Below are 21,595 nucleotides of genomic sequence, written 5' to 3' on the forward strand. Positions count from 1 at the left end.
AAAGTCGAGCATCGCGTTATATTTATTAGAAAAATACAAGTATTAGAAAACCATAACCTTCAGTAAAAGGGAAAACTCAATCCCTCAATTCATTCGAACATAACCACCAGCAACGACAGCGACTTTTCCCATCAGCTCAAGCTCCAATAACTGGGTCATAACTTCTGTAATAGGAAGAGAGGAACGTTGAGCAATTATATCAACTGGTGTGACTTCATCGCTTACGTTAACCAGCACATCAGCAAATGGCAACCCAGTTTGTTCAAATTGTTTATTGTCTTCTTTCTCCAGATTGACCCATTGAAAGTTAGTCTGGATATGTTCCATAACATCCATCACATTAGTTGCTAAATAAGCTCCCTGTTTGATCAGCCAGTGATTACCCTCATTTGAATCCACTCCCAATGGACCAGGTAATGCGAAAATATCTCTTCCTTGTTCAAGTGCACAGCGTGCCGTAATCAGTGAACCACTATTCTGATGAGCTTCAACAATAATAAGCGCTAAACTCAATCCGCTAATAATCCGGTTTCGTCTTGGAAAATTTTTGGCCTTAGGTGGTGTATCAGGAAAAAATTCAGAAACCAGAGCACCATTTTCTTTAATACGGTGAGCTAAGTTTCGATGACGACTGGGATAAATATTTTTAAGCCCACTTCCCAATACAGCAACGGTTTTTCCACCAGTATCAACAGCCGCCTGATGACAAATACCATCAATCCCAATCGCCAATCCACTAGTTATCACCATTCCATTTTCAGCCAATCCACCCGCAAATATCTTTCCCCATTTTTCACCATAAAAACTTGCTGACCTGCTACCTACCATCGCAACTTGCTTCTCAGATAAAGTGGTCAAATCACCCGAGACAAAAAGCACAAGTGGAGGAGAATAAATCTGTTTCAATAAGGCAGGATATGCCGGATGAGAAAAAGTCAATAAGTAATTCCCTTGTTGTTCCAACCAATTGAGGGTCGAAACCAACACAGAAGGATTGGCCTTTAGAAACTGTGTACACTGTGAAGGTGATAAACCACAATCTTTTATTACAGCATGATTAACATTCCTTGTTTGCAAAAGTCGTTCAATAATAGACACTGCTTTTACTGATGACAGATGAGAAACCATTCTCATTCGCAACCATATTTCCATCACTTCCATATTGTCATCCTGACTCAATAAGCTGTCACACTTGCATGACTAATCTGTAGACAATACTGTCAATCTAATCAGGAAGTGTCTAGAATAGGTTCCAATTATCACTCACTTTTTGGATGCAGTTCTAAACATATATGTCAGTTTTACAAGTATTACATTATCCAGATGAGCGGCTTCGCATAGTTGCAAAACCCGTCGAAAAAGTTGATGCAGAAATCCAGCGTATCATTGATGATATGTTTGAAACTATGTATGAAGAGGAAGGCATTGGCCTAGCAGCAACCCAAGTTAATATTCATCAACGCATTGTTGTCATTGATGTTTCAGAGAATCGTGACCAGAGACTCGTACTTATTAACCCGGAATTAGTTAATGAATCTGGAGAAACAGGAATTGAAGAAGGCTGTTTATCTGTTCCTGAACAACGTGCGTTTGTACCACGTTTCGAGCGAATCAAAATTAAAGCTCTAGATTATCATGGCCAACTATTTGAATTGGAAGCTGATGGTCTATTGGCAATCTGTATTCAACACGAAATGGATCACTTGATCGGTAAACTATTTGTCGATTACCTGTCACCACTGAAACGTCAACGTATTCGTCAAAAAGTCGAAAAAATTGATCGACTGAAAGCCAAGGCTAAGTAAACTTTAATCTTCGCAGGAAATAACCGTGTCTGATTCTTTACGTATTATTTTTGCTGGAACACCTGAATTCGCAGCTAGCCACTTGGCTGCTTTATTAAAATCGCAACTCCAAGTTGTTGGAGTACTCACTCGGCCTGATAAACCGGCAGGAAGAGGTAAAAAATTAACACCAAGTCCTGTAAAGATATTGGCAGAAAAACACGATATTCCAGTTTTCCAACCCACAACACTACGTACAGAAGAAAGTCAAAAATGGGTCATAGATCAACAGGCTGATATCATGATCGTCGTTGCATACGGTTTGATCCTCCCTCAAGCAGTATTAGATATACCACGCCTGGGGTGTCTCAATGTTCATGGCTCTTTATTACCTCATTGGCGCGGTGCGGCACCCATCCAACGTGCCATTTGGGCTGGTGATAAAGAAACGGGTGTAACGATCATGCAAATGGATGCAGGCCTTGATACTGGTGATATACTGTTAAAAGCAACCTGTCCAATTACAAATGAAGATACTAGCACAAGTCTGTATGACAAACTGGCTAATATCGGCCCTGATGCATTACTCAATACATTAAGCCTAATCATATCAGGAAAGAGCCAACCTGAGATTCAGGATAATACTCTAGCAACATATGCTGAAAAGCTTAGCAAAGATGAAGCAAAAATAGATTGGAATTTGTCGGCAGCCCAACTTGAACGCTGCATTCGTGCATTCAATCCTTGGCCAGTAAGTTACTTTTTCATTGATGAACAACCTATTAAAGTTTGGCAAGCCAATGTCATTGAAGAACAAATTAACCAAGCTCCAGGAACAATTGTTCATGCGGATAAGAAAGGTATCCAAGTTGCTACTACTGATGGGATATTGAATATTACTCAGCTACAACCCTCTGGTAAGAAAGCAATGTCAGCCGCCGATTTATTAAACTCTAAACGCGAATGGTTCACTCCGGGTAACAAAATCAACTAATATTCATTAGCCTGTATGCTGGCACCATACAGGTATCTTCCTTCTTTACTATTATGCTGATGATATTCAGCTTCTTAACCATACTTTTGACCATACTTATATCATGGAAAATATATATAACCTGCGAAGCATTGCTGCAAAAGCGATTAGCCAAGTGCTGGAGCAAGGGCAGTCTCTCAGCTCTGTCATACCTGAACTCCAACAAAAAGTGTCTGACAAGGATAAAGCTCTTCTCCAAGAGCTCTGTTTTGGCGTAATGAGAGTATTACCTCAACTGGAGTGGTTTATCGCCCAATTGATGACAAAACCCTTAAAAGGTAAGCAACGCATTTTTCACTACTTGATCATGATTGGAATGTACCAACTTACATATACACGCATACCTGCACATGCTGCACTTGCTGAAACTGTTAATGGTGCAATCAGCTTAAAACGCCCACAATTAAAAGGATTGATTAATGGTGTTCTCCGACAATTTCAGCGCCAACAACAAGAATTAGTCGAACAAGCCAATAATAACTTTAGTCACCATTTACATCCCAAATGGCTGTTGTCTCGCATCCAGAAAGCTTATCCACAAGATTGGAAAGATATTGTAGATGCAAATAATCAAAAACCACCAATGTGGCTACGCGTTAATCAGCTCCATCACTCTGTAAATCAATACCTTACCTTATTACAAGCAGCCAATATAGCAGCAGAGCTGGATGAAAATTATCCCAATGCAATTCGCCTACTAACCCCTTGCCCTGTGAATATCCTGCCCGGATTTGATAAAGGTTGGGTCACCATCCAAGATCGTTCTGCTCAAAGGTGTGCTGAATTATTAATGCCACGTGATGAAGAAAAGATCCTCGATCTTTGCGCTGCCCCTGGCGGAAAAACAACCCATATACTTGAGATAGCGCCAAACTCTAAAGTACTTGCTATCGATATTGATGAGCAAAGAATTAAGCGTGTGAAAGAAAATCTACAACGTCTTAGTTTACATGCTGTCGTTAAAATGGGCGATGGACGTCTTCCACATGAATGGGCTGCCGGAGAACAATTCGATCGTATTCTGCTTGATGCGCCATGTTCGGCAACAGGTGTGATCCGCCGTCATCCTGATATAAAGTGGCTAAGAAGAAATGAAGATATTGATCAATTAGTCACACTACAATCTGAAATTCTTGATGCTATTTGGCCATATTTAAAAAAGAATGGCACGCTGGTCTATGCAACATGTTCCATTTTACCAAATGAAAATAGTGAGCAAATCAAAGCATTCTTAGAACGACATGCAGATGCTGAACTCTCTGGAACAGGCACATTGGAAACACCAGGAATACAAATTACTCCAGAAGCAATTGGTGGTGACGGTTTCTTTTATGCCAGATTGACTAAGCAATAATAATTTTCTCTCGTTCCTCTTGAACGAGAGAAAATATGATCGTTTTGCTAAAATAACAAGAATAAAATGTGGTTTCTAACACACAAAGAGAATGGCTATGAAAATAATTATTCTGGGTGCTGGCCAAGTTGGTGGAACTTTAGCTGAAAACTTAGTTGATGAGAACAATGACATTACTGTCGTTGATACCGATACAGATCGTTTACGCCAGTTACAGGACAAATTCGATCTGCGAGTTGTGAATGGTCACGGCTCTCATCCTAGAGTTCTGAGGGAAGCCGGAGCAGAAGATGCTGATATGTTGGTTGCTGTCACCAATTCAGATGAAACCAACATGATTGCCTGCCAAATTGCCTATTCTCTATTTAACACACCTAATAAAGTCGCCCGTATTCGTTCATCTGAATATATCCGTGAATCAGAAAAATTATTTCAACCTGATGATATCCCTATCGATTATCTAATATCTCCAGAACAGTTAGTCATTGATTATATCTATAAATTGATTCAATATCCTGGAGCTCTGCAAGTTGTTAATTTTTCAGAAGAACGGGTCAGCATTGTCGCAGTAAAGGCTTATTATGGTGGCTCACTGGTAGGTAACGCCTTATCTTCCCTCCGCGAACATATGCCACATATCGATAGTAAAGTTGCTGCGATATTTCGACAAGACCGCCCAATCAGACCACAAGGTTCTACAGTTATAGAAGCTGGAGATGAAGTATTTTTTGTCGCCGCATCACAACATATTAGAGCTGTAATGAGCGAATTACAGCGCCTTGAGAAACCCTATAAGCGAATCATGATTGTCGGAGGCGGCAACGTTGGAGCAGGCTTAGCGTTACGCCTTGAAAAAGATTATAGCGTCAAACTTATCGAACATAATCAAAAGAGGGCTACTGAGCTTGCAGAAATCTTACACGATACTATCGTGTTCTATGGCGATGCTTCAGATCAAGAGTTACTGGCAGAAGAGCATATTGAACAAGTTGATGTTTTCATTGCATTAACTAATGATGATGAAGCCAATATCATGTCAGCTATGCTGGCAAAACGAATGGGAGCCAAGAAAGCCATGGTACTTATTCAACGCAGTGCATATGTTGATTTGGTACAAGGTGGAGTCATTGATATTGCTATATCCCCACAACAAGCTACTGTATCTGCGCTGCTTGGTCATGTACGCAAAGCAGATATCGTCAGTGTATTCTCATTACGGAGAGGTGTTGCTGAAGCTATTGAAGCCATTGCTCATGGCGATGAACATACTTCCAAAGTAGTTGGGCGTAAAATAGGAGACATAAAATTGCCTTCAGGAACAACAATTGGCGCTATTGTCCGTGGAGAAGAAGTCATAATTGCCAATGATTACAGTATTATTCAACAAGGCGACCATGTGATCATGTTTATTACTGATAAGAAATTTGTTCCCGAAGTAGAAAAGTTATTCCAGCCAAGCCCGTTCTTCCTATAAACGGTTTTCATTTTTACAGACTCAAAAAATATTTTCTCAAAAATTTAGAAGGCCAATGATAACAACTTGAAAAAATTATTATCATTGGCCTCCCAACCACTATTTTTATCATGTTTCTCTTTACGACGATAACTTCCTTTACCTTTTTTATTTTTTTCTACCCGTTGTCTAAACAGGGGATCATGGAGAAGAGCTTCTATAGCATTATCTTTGATAACACCTTTTTTATGGTGATATGTCGTCATAGTGACCCCAAGATGTAGTTGTTCAATTAAATTTCAGAACGAAAATTGCACTCTAATTACTCAGAATAATAAATAAAAATTACCTATTTGTTGCTCCCTCTTCTAAGATCTCCAATATAGAACAATATGTACTAGTGTGTGCACTACCACAACAAGCATCACTCAACATTTTTAAAGAATCGCGCATTCTCTGCATTTCCAGTATCTTTTCTTCTATTTCTTGTAATCTGGAATCAACAATTTGCTTAGATTCTTGACAAGTGTGATGTTCAGGATCAACTCGAATAGATAGTAATTCTACAATTGTCTCTAATGTAAAGCCTAACTGTTTTGCATAACGAATAAATCGTAGCCGTTGCAAATCTTGCTTTGTATAAAGCCGATATCCTCCCTCTGTTCTTTCTTCATGCTCCATCAATCCCTGTTTTTCGTAAAAACGAACAGTATCAGGTGTAACATTTGCTAATCTAGCCAATTGCCCAATACGATACATAGCGACCTCTAATCAAACAGGAAATAAAATCAATACTACCAGAATAGATTAATAAATCACCATACCAGATGGTGTTTACTATTAGCTGAAGAATACAAAAGGAAAAAAGATTAGACTAGATAGAAAAAGTAAATATCGATAAAAAACCGGGTATTATCCCGGTTTTTTACGCTTCTACAGATTATTCTGCAGATGCTGCTTCTGTCTTAGACTCAGCGGCACGGTCAACAAGCTCAATGTATGCCATTGGTGCATTATCACCAGCACGGAAGCCACACTTCAGAATACGAGTGTAACCACCTGCGCGGCTCGCAAAACGTGGACCCAGTTCATTAAACAGTTTTGCCACGATCTCGTTATCACGAGTTCGGGCGAATGCCAGACGACGATTAGCTACGCTGTCGGTCTTGGCAAGAGTAATCAGCGGCTCAACGACGCGACGCAGTTCTTTCGCTTTAGGCAGAGTCGTCTTGATGATTTCATGACGAACCAAAGAACCTGCCATGTTACGGAACATAGCTTGGCGATGGCTGCTGTTGCGGTTCAATTGACGACCACTCTTACGATGGCGCATGACCTTATCCTTCTCAGTAAAACCTTAACCTGTGATCTAGTTATTCATCAGCTATACTTGCTGGTGGCCAGTTTTCCAGACGCATGCCCAGAGAAAGTCCACGTGAAGCCAGTACGTCTTTAATCTCAGTAAGAGATTTTTTACCCAGATTAGGTGTCTTAAGTAACTCAACCTCAGTACGCTGTACCAGATCACCGATGTAGTGGATAGCTTCTGCCTTAAGGCAGTTAGCAGAGCGGACAGTCAATTCCAGATCGTCAACAGGGCGCAGCAGTATCGGATCAAACTCTGGCTTCTCTTCTTTAACTTCTGGTTGACGTACATCACGTAAGTCAACGAAAGCTTCCAGTTGTTCAGCCAGAATAGTAGCTGCACGGCGAATCGCCTCTTCAGGGTCGATTGTGCCGTTAGTCTCCATCTCGATAACCAGCTTATCCAAGTCAGTGCGCTGTTCTACACGTGCTGCTTCAACATTGTAGGCAATACGCTCTACTGGGCTATAGCAAGCATCTACTAACAAACGACCGATAGGGCGCTCATCTTCTTCCGAATGAATTCGGGCAGAAGCCGGCACATAACCACGACCTCGCTGAACCTTAATACGCATACTAATGGAAGCGCTTTCGTCAGTCAGATGGCAGATTACGTGCTGCGGCTTGACGATTTCAACATCACCATCATGGATGATGTCGGCTGCAGTCACAGGGCCAATGCCAGATTTATTCAAGGTAAGGATGACTTCATCTTTACCCTGAACTTTCACCGCCAGCCCTTTCAGATTGAGGAGAATCTCCAGGATATCTTCCTGTACACCTTCTTTGGTGCTGTACTCATGCAGTACACCATCAATCTCAACCTCAGTCACCGCACAACCCGGCATAGACGAAAGCAGAATACGGCGCAGTGCGTTGCCAAGAGTATGGGCAAAGCCACGCTCTAATGGCTCAAGGGTCACCTTGGCGTGCGTCGAACTGACTTGCTCGATATCTACCAGGCGCGGTTTTAGAAACTCTGTCACAGAACCCTGCATTGTGTCCTCTCTTTGGTGCTAAGCTTTACTTAGAGTAAAGCTCGACGATCAGGTGTTCGTTAATGTCAGCGGATAGATCAGTACGTTCAGGAATACGTTTGAACACACCTTCCATCTTCGCAGCATCAACTTCCAACCAAGTTGGTTTCTCACGCTGCTCAGCCAGCTCTAAAGCGGCCTTAATACGAGCCTGCTTTTTCGCTTTTTCACGAACGCTGACTACGTCATTCGGGGATACCTGATAAGAAGCGATGTTAACAACGCGACCATTTACCATGATAGCTTTATGGCTCACCATCTGACGTGATTCAGCACGAGTCGCGCCAAAACCCATACGATAAACGACGTTATCCAAGCGACTTTCCAGCAAAGTCAGCAGGTTTTCACCTGTGTTGCCTTTCAGACGAGTCGCTTCTTTGTAGTAGTTACGGAATTGACGCTCCAGAACACCGTAAATACGACGAACCTTTTGTTTTTCACGTAACTGAACACCATAATCAGACAGACGCGGTTTACGAGCGCCGTGCTGGCCTGGTGCTTGTTCTAATTTACACTTGGTGTCAATCGCGCGAACGCCAGACTTCAGGAAAAGGTCTGTACCCTCGCGACGGCTCAGCTTGAGCTTAGGACCCAAATATCTTGCCATTTTCTTTCTCCAACAATCCTAAAAACGAAACGTATTAAACGCGACGTTTCTTCGGTGGACGACAACCGTTATGAGGGATCGGAGTCACATCAGTAATGTTAGTGATGCGGAAACCAGCCGCGTTCAGTGCGCGAATAGTCGACTCACGGCCAGGACCAGGTCCTTTAACCATAACTTCCAGGTTCTTAATTCCGTATTCTTTTACGGCTTCGGCACAGCGTTCTGCTGCAACCTGAGCTGCGAACGGAGTAGATTTACGAGAACCACGGAAACCGGAACCACCGGCAGTTGCCCAACCCAAAGCGTTACCCTGGCGATCAGTAATAGTAACGATGGTGTTGTTGAAAGAAGCATGGATATGAGCCACACCGTCAGAGACTTGTTTTCTTACACGCTTACGTGCACGAATAGGTGCTTTTGCCATTATTCAATACCCCGATTATTTCTTGATCGGCTTACGCGGACCCTTACGGGTACGTGCATTGGTCTTAGTACGCTGACCGCGAACAGGCAGACCACGACGATGACGCAAACCACGATAGCAACCAAGATCCATCAGACGTTTGATACTCAGGGTCACTTCACGACGCAAATCACCTTCTACAACGTATTTAGCAACTTCGTCACGCAGCTTGTCAATTTGCTCTTCAGACAGCTCACTGATCTTAACATTTTCAGCAATGCCCGCTGCTGCACAGATAGCCTGTGAGCGGGTTTTACCGATACCATAGATCGAAGTTAATGCGATCACAGTATGTTTCTGATCAGGAATGTTAATGCCTGCTATACGGGCCACTATGCACTCCTACAATATTTATTCACCGCAACATCATTCTGAAAAGCCCGTTTTCAGGATACTCAAATAGTGTTGCTGTCAGATAAAAAGATTGGCTGGCTAATTTAGCCAGCTCAACCCAACTTTGCAAGAAAAATATGCGATTAATTAGCCTTGGCGTTGTTTATGCTTAGGCTCTGCACTGCAAATTACACGAACGATACCGTTACGTTTAACAATTTTACAGTTGCGGCATAATTTCTTGACGGAAGCACGAACTTTCATTTTTACTCTCCGTAACTTCTCAAGCAAACCAATTAGCGGTTATATCCTTTCAGGTTTGCCTTCTTCAATGCAGACTCATATTGACTCGACATCATCAGAGTTTGCACTTGAGCCATAAAGTCCATGATGACGACGACCACAATCAGTAGGGAAGTACCACCAAAATAGAATGGAACTTTCATTGCATCACGCATGAACTCCGGGATTAAGCAGATAAAAGTAATATATAACGCACCAACTAAGGTTAGACGAGTCATTACTTTATCGATGTACTTAGCCGTTTGCTCTCCCGGACGAATTCCTGGTACAAATGCACCGGACTTCTTCAGGTTATCTGCCGTTTCTCTTGGATTGAATACCAACGCCGTGTAGAAGAAACAGAAGAAGATGATTGCAGATGCGTATAATAACACATAAAGTGGTTGACCTGGCTGCAAATACATAGAAATAGTTGTCAACCAATTCCAGTTTGCTCCGCTACCAAACCAAGAGGCTATAGTACCAGGGAACAAAATAATACTGGAAGCAAAAATTGCAGGGATAACCCCAGCCATATTCACTTTCAACGGTAAATGTGTACTTTGTGCTGCATAAACTCTACGACCTTGTTGACGTTTGGCATAGTTAACAACGATACGACGTTGACCACGCTCCATGAAAACAACGAAGAAAGTTACCGCAAACACTAAAACTGCAACCAACAACAACAGGAGGAAGTGCAGATCGCCTTGCCGAGCTTGCTCGATGGTGTGACCAATTGCAGGCGGAAGGCCAGCAACGATACCAGCAAAGATTATGATTGAAATACCGTTACCAATACCTCGTTCAGTAATCTGCTCACCTAGCCACATCAAGAACATGGTTCCCGTGACCAGACTTACAACAGCCGTGAAATAAAATGCAAAACCTGGATTAATAACTAATCCTTGCATTCCAGGCATATTCGGCAACCCAGTAGCAATACCGATTGACTGGAATATTGCCAGCACTAATGTGCCATAACGGGTGTATTGACTGATCTTACGACGACCAGCTTCCCCTTCCTTCTTAATCTCTGCTAAACGGGGGTTAACCACTGTCAGCAACTGGATAATAATAGATGCAGAAATATACGGCATTATACCCAGTGCAAAGATAGAAGCACGGCTTAAAGCACCACCAGAGAACATATTAAACATTTCAATGATGGTGCCTCTTTGCTGTTCGAGCAATTTGGCAAGCACAGTGGCATCAATACCAGGGATTGGAATAAAAGAGCCAATACGGAAAACAATCAGAGCTCCAATAACAAACAAAAGTCTGCGTTTTAACTCACCTAATCCGCCTTTAGCACTTTGAAAATCTAATCCCGGTTGTTTAGCCATCTGTTACTTATTCCTCAATTTTACCGCCAGCAGCTTCAATTGCAGCACGGGCGCCTTTAGTAACACGCAAGCCACGCACAGTTACTGCGCGATTGACTTCGCCAGAAAGCATAACTTTCGCGAACTCAATTTGAGGGCCAACAATGTTAGCAGCTTTCAGTGCATTCAGATCGATAACATCGCCTTCTACTCGAGCAAAGTCAGACAAACGGATTTCCGCTGTAACCATTGCCTTACGTGAAGTAAAACCAAATTTTGGCAAACGACGATATAAAGGCATCTGGCCGCCTTCGAAACCACGACGTACGCCACCGCCAGAACGCGACTTCTGGCCCTTGTGACCACGGCCGCCAGTTTTACCCAGACCAGAACCGATACCACGACCTACACGTTTAGGTGCGTGCTTGGCACCTTCAGCCGGAGACAGAGTATTTAAGCGCATCTGTTACTCCTCAACTTTAACCATATAGGAAACCAAGTTGACCATACCGCGAACCGCTGGTGTATCTTCACGCTCAACAGTATGACCAATGCGACGCAGACCTAAACCAGTCAGAGTTGCCTTGTGTTTAGGCAAACGACCGATTGAGCTGCGAACCTGAGTAATTTTAATAGTCTTAGCCATGGTCATTACCCCAGAATTTCTTCGACGGATTTGCCACGCTTAGCTGCGACCATTTCTGGAGACTTCATGCTGTCTAAAGCGTCCAGAGTTGCACGAACCACGTTAATTGGGTTAGTGGAACCGTAGGTTTTAGCCAGTACGTTACGAACTCCAGCAACTTCCAGAACAGCACGCATCGCACCACCTGCGATGATACCTGTACCTTCGTGAGCAGGCTGCATGAACACGCGGGAACCGGTGTGTGTGCCTTTCACTGGGTGGTACAGAGTGCCGCTGTTAAGTGCGACGGTTTTCATATTGCGACGTGCTTTTTCCATCGCTTTCTGGATCGCTGCCGGAACTTCGCGTGCTTTACCGTAACCAAAACCAACGCGACCGTTGCCATCACCAACTACAGTCAGTGCTGTAAAGCTGAAAATACGGCCACCTTTAACGGTTTTAGATACGCGATTTACCGCGATCAGCTTTTCCTGCAGTTCGCCAGCTTGTTTTTCGATGTGAGCCATCTTACACCTCTACCTTAGAACTGAAGGCCAGCTTCACGGGCAGCATCTGCCAGTGCCTGGACTCTACCATGATATTGGAAACCAGAACGGTCAAAGGATACGTTTTTAATACCTTTTTCCAGAGCACGTTCAGCAATGATTTTACCAACAACTGCTGCGGCTTCTTTGTTTCCAGTGAATTTCAATTGTTCACTGATAGCTTTTTCTGTTGTAGAAGCTGCCACCAGAGTTTCAGAACCATTTGGTGCGATAACCTGCGCATAAATATGGCGAGGGGTACGGTGTACCACCAGGCGAGTTGCACCCAGTTCCTGGAGCTTGCGGCGTGCGCGGGTCGCACGACGGATACGAGCTGCTTTCTTATCCATAGTGTTACCTTACTTCTTCTTAGCCTCTTTGGTACGCACGACTTCATCGGCGTAACGAACACCCTTGCCTTTATATGGCTCAGGACGACGATAGGCACGCAGATCTGCCGCAACCTGACCAATCACCTGCTTATCAGCACCTTTCAGTACGATTTCAGTTTGTGATGGGCATTCCGCAGTAATGCCTGCTGGCAGTTGATGCTCAACCGGATGCGAGAAGCCTAAAGACAAACTAACAGTGTCGCCTTTAACTGCTGCACGGTAACCAACACCCACCAGTTGAAGCTTCTTAGTGAAGCCTTCGTTAACACCAATAACCATTGCATTTAGCAGAGAACGAGTCGTACCTGCCTGTGCCCAAGCATCTGCAAAACCTTCACGTGGAGCGAAAGTCAATTGGTTATCTGCATGTGTAACTTCAACTGCGCTGTGGATTTCACGACTCAATTCGCCGTTTTTACCCTTAATCGAAATAACCTGACCGTTGAGTTTAACCTCTACGCCGGCAGGAATGACGACGGGTGCTTTTGCAACACGAGACATTCTTTCCTCCCGAATTAAGCTACGTAGCAGAGAATCTCGCCACCCAGACCAGCCTGGCGAGCTGCACGATCAGTCATTACACCTTTAGAGGTAGAAACAACAGCGATACCCAAGCCAGCCATAACTTGTGGCAGCTCATCTTTTTTCTTATAGATGCGCAGACTTGGACGGCTTACACGCTGGATGCTTTCTACAACAGCCTTACCTTGGAAGTATTTCAGAGTAACTTCCAGCTCTGGCTTGGTGTCGCCTTCGATTTTAAAATCTTCAATGTAACCTTCTTCCTTCAGCACTTTGGCAATTGCCACTTTCAGCTTGGAGGAAGGCATAGTGACCGCAACTTTATTTGCGGCCTGACCGTTACGGATACGGGTCAGCATATCCGCGATCGGATCTTGCATGCTCATCTGTCTTTACTCCCGTGATTCAATTGGTGACAATTACCAGCTAGCCTTTTTAAGGCCCGGGATTTCACCGCGCATAGCGGCTTCACGGACTTTAATACGGCTCAACCCAAACTTCCGCAAAAATGCATGCGGACGCCCAGTTTGACGGCAGCGGTTACGCTGACGGCAAGGGCTGGAATCACGTGGCAGTGTTTGCAGCTTGAGAACAGCATTCCAACGGTCTTCATCAGATGCGTTTACATCAGAGATGATTGCTTTCAGTTCAACGCGTTTTGCGAAGAATTTCTCAGCTAATTTCGCACGTTTTACATCACGTGCTTTCATTGATTGCTTAGCCATGAATACCCTGCCTTACTTGCGGAACGGGAAGTTAAACGCAGCCAATAGTGCGCGGCCTTCATCATCAGATTTCGCAGTAGTGGTGATGGTAATATCCAAACCACGTACACGATCCACTTTATCGTAATCGATTTCAGGGAAGATGATTTGCTCACGAACACCCATGCTGTAGTTACCACGACCATCGAATGATTTAGCAGACAAACCACGGAAGTCACGGATACGTGGTACAGCAATAGAAATCAGGCGCTCAAAGAACTCCCACATGCGTTCGCCACGCAGGGTCACTTTACAGCCGATTGGATAGCCCTGACGGATTTTGAAGCCTGCAACTGATTTGCGTGCTTTGGTGATCAGTGGTTTTTGACCAGAGATAGCTGCCAGATCAGCTGCTGCATTATCCAACAGTTTTTTGTCAGCGATCGCTTCACCAACACCCATGTTCAGGGTGATCTTCTCGACCCGAGGGACTTGCATGACAGAATGGTAACCAAACTGAGTCATCAGTTTCTTGACTACCTCGTCTTTGTAGTAATCATGCAGTTTCGCCATCGTATACTCCAAATTACTTGATAGTTTCGTTGTTAGATTTGAAGAAACGTACTTTTTTGCCGTCTTCAAATCTAAAACCTACACGGTCAGCCTTGCCGGTTGATGCATTAAAGATTGCAACGTTAGAAACATTGATAGCTGCTTCTTTTTCAACGATGCCACCTGGTTGGTTCAGAGCCGGAACTGGCTTCTGATGTTTTTTAACCAGATTGATACCTTCAACAATGACTTTACCAGAAGAAAGAACCTGTTTTACTTTACCGCGCTTACCTTTGTCTTTACCAGTCAGCACAATAATTTCGTCATCACGACGGATTTTCGCTGCCATTGCCTGCTCCTTAGAGTACTTCAGGTGCCAGAGAGATAATTTTCATGAACTTTTCATTACGAAGTTCACGAGTTACCGGCCCAAAAATACGCGTACCGATAACTTGCTCACTATTATTGTTCAACAATACGCAAGCATTACTATCGAAGCGAATGACAGAACCGTCCGGGCGACGAACACCCTTCTTGGTGCGCACCACTACCGCTTTCAGGACATCACCCTTTTTCACTTTACCGCGAGGAATTGCTTCCTTGATAGTGATCTTGATGATATCACCGACGTCTGCGTAGCGACGGTGCGAGCCACCTAGAACCTTGATACACATTACGCGACGTGCACCGGAGTTGTCGGCCACGTTCAGCATAGTCTGTTCTTGGATCATTTTAGTGCTCCGCTAAATGTCAACTACTACTGAGCCACTTTAATTTTTAAAGAGGCCGTTTCAATATCCCATACTACGAGGGCGCGGCATTATAACACCACATCTTCGTGATGGACAGAAAAATAAACGGCCCGTTATTTTTTGAGCCGTTTATTTCTTACGAGATAACGTCCTATTATAGAACCGCTTTCTCTACAACGCGAACTAAGGTCCAAGATTTAGTCTTAGACAGTGGACGGGTTTCGCGGATTTCCACTACGTCACCAATTCCACATTCATTGTTCTCGTCATGTACGTGCAACTTAGTCGTACGCTTGATGAACTTACCATACAGAGGGTGTTTCACCTTACGTTCAATAGCAACAACAATAGATTTTTCCATTTTGTCGCTAACAACACGACCTTGCAGAGTACGGATTTTATCGGTCATTACGCACCCGCCTTCTCAGTCAGTAAAGTCTTAACGCGTGCAATATTACGACGCACTTGTTTCAACAGATGAGACTGTTGCAGCTGGCCACTTGCCGCCTGCATACGCAGATTAAATTGTTCACGTAACAGGTTCAGCAGCTCAGTGTTCAGCTCTTCAACGCTTTTTTCGCGCAGCTCTTGTGCTTTCATTACATCACCGTCTTAGTTACAAAGGTGGTTTTGATAGGCAGTTTCGCTGCCGCCAGCTTGAATGCTTCACGAGCCAGCTCTTCAGGCACACCGTCCATTTCATACAGGACTTTACCAGGCTGGATCAAGGCAACCCAATACTCTACGTTACCTTTACCTTTACCCATACGCACTTCGAGTGGCTTTTCGGTGATTGGTTTGTCTGGGAACACACGGATCCAGATTTTACCTTGACGCTTAATTGCACGGGTCATAGCACGACGTGCCGCTTCGATCTGACGAGCAGTCAGACGACCACGGCCCACAGCTTTCAGACCGAAAGTGCCGAAGCTGACATCCGCACCTGCAGCCAGACCGCGGTTACGGCCTTTGTGCACTTTACGGAATTTCGTACGCTTTGGTTGTAACATCAGCGACTCTCCTTACTTGCGGCCTTTACGCTGCTGCTTTTTAGGTTGTGCAGCCGGTTTTTCCGCCTGTTCAACTGCAGCCATACCACCCAGGATCTCACCTTTGAAGATCCATACCTTAACGCCGATTACACCATAAGTGGTGTGCGCTTCTGAAGTGTTGTAGTCGATGTCTGCACGCAGAGTGTGCAGAGGTACACGACCTTCACGATACCATTCAGTACGTGCGATTTCAGCACCACCCAGACGGCCGCTTACTTCCACTTTGATGCCTTTAGCGCCCAGACGCATTGCGTTCTGTACAGCACGCTTCATAGCACGGCGGAACATAACACGACGTTCCAGCTGTGCGCTGATGCTGTCAGCAACCAGTTTTGCGTCCAGTTCAGGTTTACGCACTTCGGCAATATTAATCTGCGCAGGAACACCAGCGATGTCCGCTACAGCTTTGCGCAGTTTTTCGACGTCTTCACCTTTTTTACCGATTACGATGCCTGGACGAGCAGTGTGGATAGTCACACGGATGCTTTTCGCAGGACGTTCGATAACGATACGTGAAATAGATGCTTTAGCCAGTTCTTTGTTCAAGTACTGGCGAACTTTAAAGTCGCTGTCCAGGTTGTCAGCGAATTCTTTGGTATTCGCATACCAGGTAGAGTTCCAAGGTTTGACAATCCCCAGACGAATACCATTAGGATGTACTTTCTGACCCATTGCTAGTCTCCAGAGTCTCAGCGATCGGACACAACCACAGTAATGTGGCTGGTGCGCTTCAGGATACGATCTGCACGGCCTTTGGCACGAGGCATAATACGCTTCATGGTTGGACCTTCATCTACGAAAATTTTCGCAACTTTCAGATCATCGATGTCAGCGCCATCGTTGTGTTCTGCGTTAGCAATAGCAGACTCAAGTACTTTCTTCACTAAACCAGCAGCTTTTTTGTTGGTAAAGGTCAGAATTTCCAGAGCTTGCGACACTTTCTTACCGCGGATCAGGTCAGCCACAAGGCGAACCTTCTGAGCAGAAGAACGAGCGTGGCGATGTTTAGCGATAGTTTCCATCTCTTCCTCCTACCTTAGCGCTTTTTAGCCTTTTTATCGGCCGCATGGCCGCGATAAGTACGGGTCGGCGCGAATTCACCCAGCTTGTGACCAACCATTTCGTCGGAAACAAAAACTGGAACATGCTGACGACCATTATGGACAGCGATGGTCAAACCGATCATGTTAGGAAAGATCGTTGAACGACGGGACCAAGTCTTAATAGGCTTTTTGTCTCCGCTTTCCACCGCTTTCTCTACCTTCTTCAGCAAGTGCAGGTCAATAAATGGACCTTTCTTGAGAGAACGTGGCATGGTTTATCCTCTAATTATTTTTTAGAACGGCGACGTACGATATATTGATCAGTACGTTTGTTACTACGGGTCTTCTTACCTTTGGTCTGAATGCCCCATGGAGTTACAGGGTGTTTACCAAAGTTACGACCTTCACCACCACCGTGTGGATGGTCTACTGGGTTCATCGCCGTACCACGAACGGTAGGACGGATACCACGCCAGCGACTTGCACCAGCTTTACCCAGAACTCGTAGCATGTGTTCTGCGTTACCAACTTCACCTAAAGTAGCACGGCAGTCAGATAGTACTTTACGCATTTCACCAGAACGCAGACGCAGGGTTACATAAGAACCGTCACGTGCAACGATCTGAGCATAAGCACCTGCTGAACGAGCCAGCTGACCACCTTTACCTGGTTTCATTTCTATGTTGTGCACAGTAGAACCAACTGGGATATTACGCATTGGCAGAGCGTTACCAGTCTTGATTGCTGAATCAGCACCAGACTGAATTTGATCACCAGCTTTCAAGCCTTTAGGCGCAAGGATATAACGACGCTCACCGTCTTTATACAGAACCAGCGCGATGTTTGCTGAGCGGTTTGGATCATATTCCAGACGCTCAACAACAGCAGGAATACCGTCTTTGTTACGTTTGAAGTCAATCAGACGATAATGCTGTTTATGGCCACCACCAATATGACGAGTGGTAATACGACCATTGTTGTTACGACCACCAGTTTTGCTGTTTTTTTCCAACAGCGGAGCATAAGGCTTACCCTTATGCAGCTCAGGGTTAACCACTTTAACAACGTGGCGACGGCCCGGAGACGTAGGTTTACATTTAACAATTGCCATTGTTCTTTACTCCTCCGACTTACTCAGCGCCGCCAACGAAGTCCAAGTTCTGGCCTTCTTTCAGGGTGACGTAAGCTTTTTTCCAGTCGCTACGACGACCAATACGCTGACCGTGACGTTTTACTTTACCTTTAACCAGCAAAGTATTTACGCCCTCAACTTCGACTTCAAACAGTTTCTGTACAGCAGCTTTGATTTCTGCTTTAGTCGCGTCTTTCACAACCTTGAGAACGATGGTATTGCTTTTTTCCATCGCTGTGGAAGCTTTTTCAGATACATGCGGCGCACGCAGTACTTTCAGCAGACGTTCTTCACGGATCATGCCAGCATCTCCTCAACTTGCTTCACAGCTTCAGCAGTCATAACCACTTTGTCGAAAGCAATCAGGCTTACTGGGTCGATACCTGTAACATCACGAACGTCAACTTTATACAAGTTACGAGCTGCTAAGAACAGGTTCTCATCAACTTCGCCAGTGACGATCAGCACGTCTTCCAGAGCCATTTCTTTCAGTTTCTGTACCAGCAGCTTAGTCTTAGGTGCTTCAACAGAGAACTTCTCGACAACGATCAGACGATCTTGACGTACCAGTTCAGAAAAGATGCTTTTCAGAGCACCACGGTACATCTTTTTATTAACTTTTTGACTGTGGTCCTGTGGTTTCGCTGCGAAAGTTACACCACCAGAGCGCCAAATTGGGCTCTTAATAGAACCAGAACGTGCACGGCCAGTGCCTTTCTGACGCCACGGTTTTTTACCTGAACCAGAAACTTCAGCACGAGTTTTCTGAGCACGAGTACCTTGACGAGCACCAGCTGCATACGCAACAACTACTTGATGCACAAGCGCTTCATTGAAATCACGCCCGAAGGTAGTTTCGGAAACAGTCAGCGCGCTTTGCGCGTCTTTCATTACCAATTCCATTCCTATCTCCTCGACGTTACGCCTTGACAGCCGGTTTTACGATCAGGTTGCTGTTAGTTGCACCTGGAACAGCACCTTTGACCAGCAGCAGGTTGCGCTCAGCGTCAACGCGTACTACATCCAGACTCTGAACGGTTACACGCTCATTACCCAGTTGGCCTGCCATTTTCTTGCCTTTAAACACTTTGCCCGGAGTCTGGTTCTGACCGATAGAACCCGGAACACGGTGAGACAAGGAGTTACCATGAGTAGCATCCTGAGTACGGAAGTTCCAGCGCTTAACAGTACCTGCGAAACCTTTACCTTTAGATGTACCAGTAACGTCGACTTTTTTAACGTCAGCGAAAATTTCAACGCTAATGCTTTGACCTACGGTATATTCTGCATCGTCTTCAGACAGACGGAATTCACGCAGGATGCGGCCAGCTTCAACACCGGCTTTAGCGAAATGACCTGCTTCAGGCTTGTTAACGCGGTTTGCTTTTTTGCTACCAGTCGTTACCTGAATTGCACGATAACCGTCAGTCTCGTTGTTTTTAACTTGAGTTACACGGTTATCTTCGATTTCGATAACAGTTACAGGGATTGAAACGCCATCTTCAGTGAAGATGCGAGTCATACCCACTTTTTTACCGACTAAACCAATCATTGTTTCAACCTCTCAATCGTTCAATGACCTGATTAACCCAGGCTGATCTGCACGTCTACACCGGCAGCCAGATCCAGACGCATCAGAGCATCAACGGTTTTCTCGGTTGGCTCAACGATGTCAACCAGACGTTTGTGAGTGCGAATTTCGTACTGATCACGCGCATCTTTGTTAACGTGCGGAGAAATCAGAACAGTAAAACGCTCTTTACGAGTCGGCAGCGGGATCGGACCACGAACCTGCGCACCAGTGCGCTTAGCGGTCTCTACGATTTCCGCAGTTGATTGATCGATCAAACGATGATCAAATGCTTTCAGGCGGATACGGATTCTTTGGTTCTGCATGAGACCAGAGCTCCAACTATTTTTATAAACGTAAATAATTACTCCTCGCACCCATTTCGATTGATGGGGGAGTGTAATCGTTCTGTGTATAACCCCCATATCGGGAGTATTTTAATATGGCAGTAATTGACTGCTCATACTGATAAAAATCAGCCTACTAAGTAGGTAAGCTCGCGCATTATACGTGAATCTATTGACAATGCAAGATAAGGATGAAATTTATTCAGAGAAATAATAAAGCGGGCAAAGACCGAAAGAGAATAAACGCCCCATAATAAAATTTACAGGGCGTTAGTATGGCTCTACTCTTCTACTACCTGAGCCTGAATGTAGTTTTGTATTCCCATTCGTTTAATTAGATCGAGTTGTGTTTCCAGCCAGTCTATGTGATTTTCTTCATCTGCAAGAACCTCAATCATCAGGTCCCGACTCACATAGTCATGAATTGAATCGGCATATGCTATTGCTTCCCTGATATCCTGCGCTCCACGTAACTCTAGTGCCAAATCGGATTGCAGCATTTCTTCAACATCCTCACCGATATTAAGTTTACCTAGATCCTGCAAATTAGGTATGCCTTCCAGAAATAAAATACGCTCAATATATTTATCAGCGTGTTTCATTTCCTCAATAGATTCACGATATTCAACGTCATTCAAACGCATTAATCCCCAGTTTTTAAACATTCTGGCATGTAAAAAATACTGATTGATAGCAACAAGCTCATTACCAAGAAGTCTATTAAAATGGGCTATTATTTTTTTATCACCTTTCATAACTAGTTCCTCCGCTTCCAGTACCTACATTGTAGTACTAATTAAGCAGAGTAATTGCAAGAAAATTGTGCTTATTTTAGGCAACATTAAACATAGGGGGTAGTGAAGAAATCTCCTCGTTAATTATTTCACGGGCTTGGCGCACGCATTTTCCACAATCACTCCCTACAGGCACAATGCTTTTCAGCTCTCTGATAGAACGGACATGCTGCTGTCGAACAGCGTTACGTATGGTTTTATCATTTATTGCATTGCAGAGACAGATATACATGGAGCACTCTTTTAACTATTAATAATGGTTATAACTACTTATATTCTTATTAATTACCCAAATTAGATACACAGTAGAGATGGCTAAAAGAACAATTATAGCTATAAAATAAAGGATATTGACAAATAGTAAATAGAAATAACTCTCATTTCAATTATTATTTCTGTTTTGTTTATACGCAAAATAAAGCCACCATTTTCGGTGGCACAAAAAAAGAGGAGCCTCGCTTGGCTCCTCTTTTTTCATAATCTTTTTCTAATCAAAGACTAAGCAATAACTTTAGCAACAACACCAGCA

General features: G+C 44.2%; 37 protein-coding genes. 4 read left to right on the plus strand and 33 right to left on the minus strand.

What is annotated here, in order from left to right; genetic code table 11:
- Positions 1-84: 84 nt before the first annotated feature.
- Positions 85-1,161, minus strand: a complete 1,077-nt coding sequence (gene dprA, locus ABLA85_RS12960) for a DNA-protecting protein DprA (protein WP_367964727.1) — start codon at positions 1,159-1,161, stop codon at positions 85-87.
- Between the two features lie 131 nt (positions 1,162-1,292).
- On the opposite strand from dprA, the gene def reads away from it, so the two are divergent.
- The 4 genes from def to trkA all read left to right on the plus strand — a co-directional run bounded on the left by def (position 1,293) and on the right by trkA (position 5,645).
- Positions 1,293-1,805, plus strand: coding sequence for a peptide deformylase (def, locus tag ABLA85_RS12965; protein WP_367964729.1), 513 nt, complete (start codon positions 1,293-1,295; stop codon positions 1,803-1,805).
- Between the two features lie 25 nt (positions 1,806-1,830).
- The gene (gene fmt / locus ABLA85_RS12970; protein ID WP_367964731.1) at positions 1,831-2,778 is read left to right on the plus strand and encodes a methionyl-tRNA formyltransferase; all 948 of its coding nucleotides are present in this window, start codon (positions 1,831-1,833) and stop codon (positions 2,776-2,778) included.
- Between the two features lie 103 nt (positions 2,779-2,881).
- Positions 2,882-4,171, plus strand: a complete 1,290-nt coding sequence (gene rsmB / locus ABLA85_RS12975) for a 16S rRNA (cytosine(967)-C(5))-methyltransferase RsmB (protein ID WP_367964732.1) — start codon at positions 2,882-2,884, stop codon at positions 4,169-4,171.
- A gap of 97 nt (positions 4,172-4,268) precedes the next feature.
- Complete coding sequence (gene trkA, locus ABLA85_RS12980) at positions 4,269-5,645, plus strand: Trk system potassium transporter TrkA (RefSeq protein WP_367964734.1); 1,377 nt, start codon at positions 4,269-4,271, stop codon at positions 5,643-5,645.
- 44 nt (positions 5,646-5,689) lie between these two features.
- Here the strand turns inward: trkA and ABLA85_RS12985 are convergent, their stop codons facing one another.
- The 32 genes from ABLA85_RS12985 to bfd form a co-directional block, all read right to left on the minus strand.
- Entirely contained in the window at positions 5,690-5,890 is a 201-nt protein-coding gene (locus tag ABLA85_RS12985) for an alternative ribosome-rescue factor A (RefSeq protein ID WP_367964736.1), read from the minus strand.
- 79 nt (positions 5,891-5,969) lie between these two features.
- Positions 5,970-6,383 (minus strand): Zn(2+)-responsive transcriptional regulator, encoded by a 414-nt coding sequence (gene zntR, locus ABLA85_RS12990; protein WP_367964738.1) that lies wholly within the window; start codon positions 6,381-6,383, stop codon positions 5,970-5,972.
- Between the two features lie 181 nt (positions 6,384-6,564).
- Positions 6,565-6,957 carry a 50S ribosomal protein L17 gene (rplQ, locus tag ABLA85_RS12995; RefSeq protein WP_038269636.1) on the minus strand — a complete coding sequence of 131 codons (393 nt, stop codon included), beginning with the start codon at positions 6,955-6,957 and terminating at the stop codon, positions 6,565-6,567.
- Positions 6,958-6,997: 40 nt separating this feature from the next.
- Positions 6,998-7,987 (minus strand): DNA-directed RNA polymerase subunit alpha, encoded by a 990-nt coding sequence (gene rpoA, locus ABLA85_RS13000; protein ID WP_367964739.1) that lies wholly within the window; start codon positions 7,985-7,987, stop codon positions 6,998-7,000.
- A 25-nt stretch (positions 7,988-8,012) separates the two neighbouring features.
- Complete coding sequence (gene rpsD / locus ABLA85_RS13005; protein ID WP_038269632.1) at positions 8,013-8,633, minus strand: 30S ribosomal protein S4; 621 nt, start codon at positions 8,631-8,633, stop codon at positions 8,013-8,015.
- A 34-nt stretch (positions 8,634-8,667) separates the two neighbouring features.
- Entirely contained in the window at positions 8,668-9,057 is a 390-nt protein-coding gene (gene rpsK / locus ABLA85_RS13010) for a 30S ribosomal protein S11 (RefSeq protein WP_002919257.1), read from the minus strand.
- 15 nt (positions 9,058-9,072) lie between these two features.
- Positions 9,073-9,429: a 30S ribosomal protein S13 gene (gene rpsM, locus ABLA85_RS13015; RefSeq protein WP_038240472.1), complete on the minus strand. Its 357-nt coding sequence runs from the start codon at positions 9,427-9,429 to the stop codon at positions 9,073-9,075.
- A gap of 147 nt (positions 9,430-9,576) precedes the next feature.
- Positions 9,577-9,693 carry a 50S ribosomal protein L36 gene (rpmJ, locus tag ABLA85_RS13020; protein ID WP_012768118.1) on the minus strand — a complete coding sequence of 39 codons (117 nt, stop codon included), beginning with the start codon at positions 9,691-9,693 and terminating at the stop codon, positions 9,577-9,579.
- 32 nt (positions 9,694-9,725) lie between these two features.
- Positions 9,726-11,057: a preprotein translocase subunit SecY gene (gene secY / locus ABLA85_RS13025; protein ID WP_047682890.1), complete on the minus strand. Its 1,332-nt coding sequence runs from the start codon at positions 11,055-11,057 to the stop codon at positions 9,726-9,728.
- Positions 11,058-11,064: 7 nt separating this feature from the next.
- Positions 11,065-11,499 (minus strand): 50S ribosomal protein L15, encoded by a 435-nt coding sequence (gene rplO, locus ABLA85_RS13030; RefSeq protein ID WP_038269625.1) that lies wholly within the window; start codon positions 11,497-11,499, stop codon positions 11,065-11,067.
- A gap of 3 nt (positions 11,500-11,502) precedes the next feature.
- The gene (gene rpmD / locus ABLA85_RS13035; RefSeq protein ID WP_008913894.1) at positions 11,503-11,682 is read right to left on the minus strand and encodes a 50S ribosomal protein L30; all 180 of its coding nucleotides are present in this window, start codon (positions 11,680-11,682) and stop codon (positions 11,503-11,505) included.
- Between the two features lie 5 nt (positions 11,683-11,687).
- On the minus strand, positions 11,688-12,188 hold the full coding sequence (gene rpsE / locus ABLA85_RS13040) for a 30S ribosomal protein S5 (RefSeq protein WP_038269624.1): 501 nt from the start codon (positions 12,186-12,188) through the stop codon (positions 11,688-11,690).
- Positions 12,189-12,202: 14 nt separating this feature from the next.
- A complete protein-coding gene (gene rplR / locus ABLA85_RS13045) occupies positions 12,203-12,556 on the minus strand; it encodes a 50S ribosomal protein L18 (protein ID WP_038269622.1) in 354 nt (117 codons plus the stop codon).
- 9 nt (positions 12,557-12,565) lie between these two features.
- Positions 12,566-13,099: a 50S ribosomal protein L6 gene (gene rplF, locus ABLA85_RS13050; protein WP_340621409.1), complete on the minus strand. Its 534-nt coding sequence runs from the start codon at positions 13,097-13,099 to the stop codon at positions 12,566-12,568.
- Between the two features lie 14 nt (positions 13,100-13,113).
- Complete coding sequence (gene rpsH / locus ABLA85_RS13055; protein WP_038269618.1) at positions 13,114-13,506, minus strand: 30S ribosomal protein S8; 393 nt, start codon at positions 13,504-13,506, stop codon at positions 13,114-13,116.
- A gap of 33 nt (positions 13,507-13,539) precedes the next feature.
- The gene (gene rpsN, locus ABLA85_RS13060) at positions 13,540-13,845 is read right to left on the minus strand and encodes a 30S ribosomal protein S14 (RefSeq protein WP_010847489.1); all 306 of its coding nucleotides are present in this window, start codon (positions 13,843-13,845) and stop codon (positions 13,540-13,542) included.
- Between the two features lie 12 nt (positions 13,846-13,857).
- Positions 13,858-14,397: a 50S ribosomal protein L5 gene (rplE, locus tag ABLA85_RS13065; protein ID WP_047682896.1), complete on the minus strand. Its 540-nt coding sequence runs from the start codon at positions 14,395-14,397 to the stop codon at positions 13,858-13,860.
- A 13-nt stretch (positions 14,398-14,410) separates the two neighbouring features.
- Positions 14,411-14,725: a 50S ribosomal protein L24 gene (gene rplX / locus ABLA85_RS13070; protein WP_340621411.1), complete on the minus strand. Its 315-nt coding sequence runs from the start codon at positions 14,723-14,725 to the stop codon at positions 14,411-14,413.
- Positions 14,726-14,735: 10 nt separating this feature from the next.
- Complete coding sequence (gene rplN, locus ABLA85_RS13075; RefSeq protein WP_004246955.1) at positions 14,736-15,107, minus strand: 50S ribosomal protein L14; 372 nt, start codon at positions 15,105-15,107, stop codon at positions 14,736-14,738.
- A gap of 175 nt (positions 15,108-15,282) precedes the next feature.
- Positions 15,283-15,537 carry a 30S ribosomal protein S17 gene (gene rpsQ, locus ABLA85_RS13080; RefSeq protein WP_010847485.1) on the minus strand — a complete coding sequence of 85 codons (255 nt, stop codon included), beginning with the start codon at positions 15,535-15,537 and terminating at the stop codon, positions 15,283-15,285.
- On the minus strand, positions 15,537-15,728 hold the full coding sequence (gene rpmC / locus ABLA85_RS13085; protein WP_010847484.1) for a 50S ribosomal protein L29: 192 nt from the start codon (positions 15,726-15,728) through the stop codon (positions 15,537-15,539). Before rpmC ends, rpsQ begins: the two co-directional genes overlap by 1 nt.
- Complete coding sequence (rplP, locus tag ABLA85_RS13090; protein ID WP_012990491.1) at positions 15,728-16,138, minus strand: 50S ribosomal protein L16; 411 nt, start codon at positions 16,136-16,138, stop codon at positions 15,728-15,730. Before rplP ends, rpmC begins: the two co-directional genes overlap by 1 nt.
- Before the next feature lie 12 nt (positions 16,139-16,150).
- Entirely contained in the window at positions 16,151-16,852 is a 702-nt protein-coding gene (gene rpsC / locus ABLA85_RS13095; protein WP_038269612.1) for a 30S ribosomal protein S3, read from the minus strand.
- A gap of 17 nt (positions 16,853-16,869) precedes the next feature.
- Complete coding sequence (gene rplV, locus ABLA85_RS13100; RefSeq protein WP_038269610.1) at positions 16,870-17,202, minus strand: 50S ribosomal protein L22; 333 nt, start codon at positions 17,200-17,202, stop codon at positions 16,870-16,872.
- Between the two features lie 14 nt (positions 17,203-17,216).
- Entirely contained in the window at positions 17,217-17,495 is a 279-nt protein-coding gene (gene rpsS / locus ABLA85_RS13105; RefSeq protein ID WP_011148791.1) for a 30S ribosomal protein S19, read from the minus strand.
- Between the two features lie 14 nt (positions 17,496-17,509).
- Positions 17,510-18,334, minus strand: coding sequence for a 50S ribosomal protein L2 (gene rplB, locus ABLA85_RS13110; RefSeq protein ID WP_367964746.1), 825 nt, complete (start codon positions 18,332-18,334; stop codon positions 17,510-17,512).
- A 19-nt stretch (positions 18,335-18,353) separates the two neighbouring features.
- Positions 18,354-18,656: a 50S ribosomal protein L23 gene (rplW, locus tag ABLA85_RS13115; protein ID WP_047682905.1), complete on the minus strand. Its 303-nt coding sequence runs from the start codon at positions 18,654-18,656 to the stop codon at positions 18,354-18,356.
- Positions 18,653-19,258: a 50S ribosomal protein L4 gene (gene rplD / locus ABLA85_RS13120; RefSeq protein ID WP_367964748.1), complete on the minus strand. Its 606-nt coding sequence runs from the start codon at positions 19,256-19,258 to the stop codon at positions 18,653-18,655. The genes rplW and rplD overlap by 4 nt, the downstream gene beginning before the upstream one ends.
- Positions 19,259-19,274: 16 nt before the next feature.
- Positions 19,275-19,907 carry a 50S ribosomal protein L3 gene (gene rplC / locus ABLA85_RS13125; RefSeq protein WP_047682909.1) on the minus strand — a complete coding sequence of 211 codons (633 nt, stop codon included), beginning with the start codon at positions 19,905-19,907 and terminating at the stop codon, positions 19,275-19,277.
- 32 nt (positions 19,908-19,939) lie between these two features.
- Entirely contained in the window at positions 19,940-20,251 is a 312-nt protein-coding gene (gene rpsJ / locus ABLA85_RS13130) for a 30S ribosomal protein S10 (protein ID WP_001181005.1), read from the minus strand.
- Between the two features lie 302 nt (positions 20,252-20,553).
- Positions 20,554-21,027, minus strand: a complete 474-nt coding sequence (gene bfr / locus ABLA85_RS13135; protein ID WP_099134159.1) for a bacterioferritin — start codon at positions 21,025-21,027, stop codon at positions 20,554-20,556.
- A gap of 76 nt (positions 21,028-21,103) precedes the next feature.
- Complete coding sequence (gene bfd, locus ABLA85_RS13140) at positions 21,104-21,298, minus strand: bacterioferritin-associated ferredoxin (RefSeq protein WP_367964750.1); 195 nt, start codon at positions 21,296-21,298, stop codon at positions 21,104-21,106.
- Positions 21,299-21,595 lie beyond the last annotated feature (297 nt).

It is taken from the genome of Xenorhabdus sp. SGI246, assembly GCF_040838225.1.
GTDB lineage: Bacteria > Pseudomonadota > Gammaproteobacteria > Enterobacterales > Enterobacteriaceae > Xenorhabdus > Xenorhabdus indica.

Bases quoted from the DNA above. Each gene is read 5' to 3' on its own strand.
- trkA (WP_367964734.1), top strand. From the start codon at position 4,269: ATGAAAATAATTATTCTGGGTGCTGGCCAAGTTGGTGGAACTTTAGCT.
- rplN (WP_004246955.1), bottom strand. From the start codon at position 15,107: ATGATCCAAGAACAGACTATGCTGAACGTGGCCGACAACTCCGGTGCA.
- rplX (WP_340621411.1), bottom strand. From the start codon at position 14,725: ATGGCAGCGAAAATCCGTCGTGATGACGAAATTATTGTGCTGACTGGT.
- rplV (WP_038269610.1), bottom strand. From the start codon at position 17,202: ATGGAAACTATCGCTAAACATCGCCACGCTCGTTCTTCTGCTCAGAAG.
- rpsE (WP_038269624.1), bottom strand. From the start codon at position 12,188: ATGGCTCACATCGAAAAACAAGCTGGCGAACTGCAGGAAAAGCTGATC.
- rpsC (WP_038269612.1), bottom strand. From the start codon at position 16,852: ATGGGTCAGAAAGTACATCCTAATGGTATTCGTCTGGGGATTGTCAAA.
- rplC (WP_047682909.1), bottom strand. From the start codon at position 19,907: ATGATTGGTTTAGTCGGTAAAAAAGTGGGTATGACTCGCATCTTCACT.
- rpmJ (WP_012768118.1), bottom strand. From the start codon at position 9,693: ATGAAAGTTCGTGCTTCCGTCAAGAAATTATGCCGCAACTGTAAAATT.
- secY (WP_047682890.1), bottom strand. From the start codon at position 11,057: ATGGCTAAACAACCGGGATTAGATTTTCAAAGTGCTAAAGGCGGATTA.
- rpsN (WP_010847489.1), bottom strand. From the start codon at position 13,845: ATGGCTAAGCAATCAATGAAAGCACGTGATGTAAAACGTGCGAAATTA.
- bfd (WP_367964750.1), bottom strand. From the start codon at position 21,298: ATGTATATCTGTCTCTGCAATGCAATAAATGATAAAACCATACGTAAC.
- rplF (WP_340621409.1), bottom strand. From the start codon at position 13,099: ATGTCTCGTGTTGCAAAAGCACCCGTCGTCATTCCTGCCGGCGTAGAG.
- rpmD (WP_008913894.1), bottom strand. From the start codon at position 11,682: ATGGCTAAGACTATTAAAATTACTCAGGTTCGCAGCTCAATCGGTCGT.
- rpsJ (WP_001181005.1), bottom strand. From the start codon at position 20,251: ATGCAGAACCAAAGAATCCGTATCCGCCTGAAAGCATTTGATCATCGT.
- ABLA85_RS12985 (WP_367964736.1), bottom strand. From the start codon at position 5,890: ATGACGACATATCACCATAAAAAAGGTGTTATCAAAGATAATGCTATA.
- dprA (WP_367964727.1), bottom strand. From the start codon at position 1,161: ATGGAAGTGATGGAAATATGGTTGCGAATGAGAATGGTTTCTCATCTG.
- rpsD (WP_038269632.1), bottom strand. From the start codon at position 8,633: ATGGCAAGATATTTGGGTCCTAAGCTCAAGCTGAGCCGTCGCGAGGGT.
- rplD (WP_367964748.1), bottom strand. From the start codon at position 19,258: ATGGAATTGGTAATGAAAGACGCGCAAAGCGCGCTGACTGTTTCCGAA.
- rplO (WP_038269625.1), bottom strand. From the start codon at position 11,499: ATGCGCTTAAATACTCTGTCTCCGGCTGAAGGTGCCAAGCACGCACCT.
- rpsQ (WP_010847485.1), bottom strand. From the start codon at position 15,537: ATGACCGATAAAATCCGTACTCTGCAAGGTCGTGTTGTTAGCGACAAA.
- rplQ (WP_038269636.1), bottom strand. From the start codon at position 6,957: ATGCGCCATCGTAAGAGTGGTCGTCAATTGAACCGCAACAGCAGCCAT.
- rpsK (WP_002919257.1), bottom strand. From the start codon at position 9,057: ATGGCAAAAGCACCTATTCGTGCACGTAAGCGTGTAAGAAAACAAGTC.
- rplW (WP_047682905.1), bottom strand. From the start codon at position 18,656: ATGATCCGTGAAGAACGTCTGCTGAAAGTACTGCGTGCGCCGCATGTA.
- rpoA (WP_367964739.1), bottom strand. From the start codon at position 7,987: ATGCAGGGTTCTGTGACAGAGTTTCTAAAACCGCGCCTGGTAGATATC.
- rplB (WP_367964746.1), bottom strand. From the start codon at position 18,334: ATGGCAATTGTTAAATGTAAACCTACGTCTCCGGGCCGTCGCCACGTT.
- rpsS (WP_011148791.1), bottom strand. From the start codon at position 17,495: ATGCCACGTTCTCTCAAGAAAGGTCCATTTATTGACCTGCACTTGCTG.
- rplP (WP_012990491.1), bottom strand. From the start codon at position 16,138: ATGTTACAACCAAAGCGTACGAAATTCCGTAAAGTGCACAAAGGCCGT.
- rsmB (WP_367964732.1), top strand. From the start codon at position 2,882: ATGGAAAATATATATAACCTGCGAAGCATTGCTGCAAAAGCGATTAGC.
- rpmC (WP_010847484.1), bottom strand. From the start codon at position 15,728: ATGAAAGCACAAGAGCTGCGCGAAAAAAGCGTTGAAGAGCTGAACACT.
- bfr (WP_099134159.1), bottom strand. From the start codon at position 21,027: ATGAAAGGTGATAAAAAAATAATAGCCCATTTTAATAGACTTCTTGGT.
- zntR (WP_367964738.1), bottom strand. From the start codon at position 6,383: ATGTATCGTATTGGGCAATTGGCTAGATTAGCAAATGTTACACCTGAT.
- rpsH (WP_038269618.1), bottom strand. From the start codon at position 13,506: ATGAGCATGCAAGATCCGATCGCGGATATGCTGACCCGTATCCGTAAC.
- def (WP_367964729.1), top strand. From the start codon at position 1,293: ATGTCAGTTTTACAAGTATTACATTATCCAGATGAGCGGCTTCGCATA.
- rplR (WP_038269622.1), bottom strand. From the start codon at position 12,556: ATGGATAAGAAAGCAGCTCGTATCCGTCGTGCGACCCGCGCACGCCGC.
- rplE (WP_047682896.1), bottom strand. From the start codon at position 14,397: ATGGCGAAACTGCATGATTACTACAAAGACGAGGTAGTCAAGAAACTG.